The 3,073-nt window shown below is 50.8% G+C and carries 2 protein-coding genes and 2 pseudogenes; 2 read left to right on the forward strand and 2 right to left on the reverse strand.

The window, feature by feature from the left end; all coding sequences use genetic code 11:
• Window positions 1-361, reverse strand: a pseudogene (locus C7N83_RS16805) (IS481 family transposase); the annotation flags it as partial.
• A 554-nt stretch (window positions 362-915) separates the two neighbouring features.
• Between C7N83_RS16805 and C7N83_RS13580 the strand changes: the two are divergent.
• Together C7N83_RS13580 and C7N83_RS13585 are read left to right on the forward strand one after the other, a co-directional pair.
• Window positions 916-1,578 (forward strand): NAD(P)H-dependent oxidoreductase, encoded by a 663-nt coding sequence (locus C7N83_RS13580; protein WP_106743254.1) that lies wholly within the window; start codon window positions 916-918, stop codon window positions 1,576-1,578.
• Between the two features lie 228 nt (window positions 1,579-1,806).
• Window positions 1,807-2,670: a pirin family protein gene (locus C7N83_RS13585; RefSeq protein ID WP_106743255.1), complete on the forward strand. Its 864-nt coding sequence runs from the start codon at window positions 1,807-1,809 to the stop codon at window positions 2,668-2,670.
• A 118-nt stretch (window positions 2,671-2,788) separates the two neighbouring features.
• On the opposite strand, the pseudogene C7N83_RS13590 reads toward C7N83_RS13585, so the two are convergent.
• Window positions 2,789-3,073: pseudogene (locus C7N83_RS13590) on the reverse strand (transposase); the annotation flags it as partial.

The following is a 3,073-nucleotide window of genomic DNA, read 5'->3' on the forward strand; positions in this document are numbered from 1 at the left end:
CTTTTACAGCACCGGCAGCGGTACGGCCAGGCAAAATGGCGGCATACCGCCCTCTCGAAAAATCATCAATGGCAACAAACAGGCAATCTCTTGGGGCGGTAGCTTTTTGATTCTGCAATCAAGGCAGCCGTTTGGTGTCGGAGTGCGCCGTTTCGCCCGGATAAGGTTTTTGCCTGTTTTTTGAGTGTTTTTTCGACGGGCTTCCCAACTTTAGCCAAACGTTTCATGTCATACTTGGCTTGTTTGAAACGGTTGCCGGTACTGTTTTGCGGTGTCGGCAGTTGCCATCGTGCCGCCTAAGGATACGGTAAATGGTTGCTTTGCTGACTTGGCATTGCCGGGCCGGCATATCCACACCTTCCGACTGCAAACCCTGCTACGCCAAAAAACACCGTTGCACCCCTCCCCCGTCGCTAAATCTGACGCACGTCCGGCCTCAGGCAGATACGGCCGAATGCGGCAGATAAACTCATGCGGTTCCGTGCCGAAAATAAATTCTTCGGCGGCGTAGCGTTCGTCCCATTTGTTCATGGCGGCCTTTCTTTTGCAAAACCCTATATCTAACGCAAAAAGGCCATCTGAAACTTTTTAAATCCATGTAATACCGAACGCTCTCCAATCGGGTACACATCCCCAATGGGGGTTGTGGCGCGGCATGATTGGACGGAACAGAAGTACGGGCCCCCTCGCGACGATGTGCCGATGATTTATGCGGCGCATTGCTATCCCTCGCGTATCGTATAGGCGTTTGTGGAATTTGTCGGGCGGCAGATTGAGGGCTGTCTGAACGTTGTGACACAACGCGATGATTCCGTTTTCATGCCGGCCCGGTAGCAGAATGGTTTTTCAGACGGCCCGGACAGGTCTATAATATGGAAGCAATTTTGCCACTTCCAAACCCGTAAAGGAACCAAAATGTTTGGTATTACTAAAGAACAAGTGTTAAACGCTTTTACATTCCGCTCTGCCTGCCGCCATTACGACTCTGAGCGTAAAATCAGCGATGAGGATTTCAATTACCTGCTGGCGTTGGCGCGTTTGTCGCCAAGCTCAATAGGCTCCGAGCCATGGAAATTTTTGGTAATTCAAACCCCCGAATTGCGTGAAAAACTGAGGCCTTTCAGTTGGGGCATGGCGCGCCAACTGGATGCATGCAGCCATTTGGTGGTTTATCTGGCAAAGAAAAACGCAACTTATGATTCGGCGTTTCTGCGTGCCGGTTTGGAAAAACGCGGCTTGACCGATGAGCAAATGGCCAAAAGCGTGGCCATTTATGAAAATTTCCAAAAACATGACATAGAAATATACGGTAACGAACGCGCCCTGTTCGACTGGACAGGCAAGCAAACCTACATCGCATTGGCCAATATGATGACGGGCGCAGCCTTAATCGGCATTGATTCCTGCCCTGTAGAAGGTTTGGATTATAAGGAAATCAACCGTATTCTGGCCGAAGAAGGTTTGTTTGACCCCGCCGAATGGGGCGTGTCGGTAGCGTGTACGTTTGGCTACCGCGCCAAAGAAATCACTAAAAAATTCCGCCGTCCTCTGGATGAACTGGTGACTTGGGTAAAATAATCCCGATATTGATTTGAGGCCGTCTGAAACCGTCCGTCGCGTTTTCAGACGGCCTTTTACAGCGGAATCGACCCACAACTGGGACAAGACAGGCTGAGGCCGTATCAGTTGTTTAATGATTTCACTATAATTTCTTTTTAAGAAAGTAACCGTTTCTTTCCAACAAACTGTTTTTTTGAAAAAAATCCCTATAATAAGTTCATTAATCCAAATACATCAGGAAACACTATGCGCACCATCCGACAAATCTACCCGGCGCCGCCCAAACATTGGGTGGGCGATGGTTTTCACGTTTCGCCTTTATTTTCACACATGGACGAAGTGTGCAAACACACCAGTCCGTTTCTCATGCTGGATTACGGCATGCCGACGGAGTTTGCACCTAATTCCGGTACGCCACGCGGTGTCGGCAGCCACCCCCATGCCGGTTTTGAAACCGTTACCGTCGTGCTGCAAGGCGAAGTGGCGCACCGCGACAGCTCGGGCAGCGGCGGAATCATCCGCGAAGGCGGTGTGCAATGGATGACCGCCGGTCGCGGCATCATACATGAAGAATATCACAGTAAAGATTTCAGCGAACGCGGCGGTGTGTTGGAAGAATTGCAGTTTTGGGTCAACCTGCCGCGCAAATTTAAAGAAATCGCCCCTGAATACCAAGCCTTGCCGAAAGAAAAGATTCCGGTGGTGCGACAAGGCGATGCAAAAGTGAGTGTGATTGCGGGCGAACTCAACAACATCAAAGGCGCGGCGCGCACGTTCAGCGAAATCAACTTATGGATCCTCGACCTGCCCGTGCAAGGTCGTGCTGAATTTGATTTACCCGCCAATCACAACGTGATGCTTGTGATCCTACGCGGCAATGTGTCCATCAACGGCCGCATGGCCAAGCCAACTGAACTGGTGACGTTTGAAGTCGAAAACGGCAGGATTGGTTTGCAGGCGCAAGATGAACCGGTGAAACTCGCTTTATGCGGCGGCATACCGATTGATGAGCCGGTGGTCGGTTACGGTCCGTTTGTGATGAACACACATGAAGAAATCTTGGAAAAAATCCGTGCGTTTAAAGCAGGGAAATTTGGTTTGCTTGATTAGCACGTGTTCTCATTTCTCTGCATCGCATATTTTCGAGCAGAAAAGCGCGGGTACCAGGTAAAAAGCGCAGCAAAATCAGGCGCCTTGCGCACATTTTCAACGCAACAGACGAGGTCGTTCAAAATCCTGTGTCAGCTTGAATTCTACAACCGGATAATGCCGGCCGGCCGTCAAAACAAACCGCCAACTGCGGGAGCGTCTGCCCTCGGTTTGCAATCGGCATCGTCCATTTTTCCCCGAAGCCTTACCGATACCGCCATATAAAAGCTTCAGCAGGCCGGTTTCATTGGGGAATGCGCCTTGGGTTTTGGCCAGCTTCCGAAACTGGCGGTGTACCGCCTCTGCCGCATTGGTCGTATAAATCGGTTTGCGTACGGCTCCGGGGCAGCGGAAACAGGCAGAC

It is taken from the genome of Neisseria iguanae (assembly GCF_003013245.1).
GTDB lineage: Bacteria > Pseudomonadota > Gammaproteobacteria > Burkholderiales > Neisseriaceae > Neisseria > Neisseria iguanae.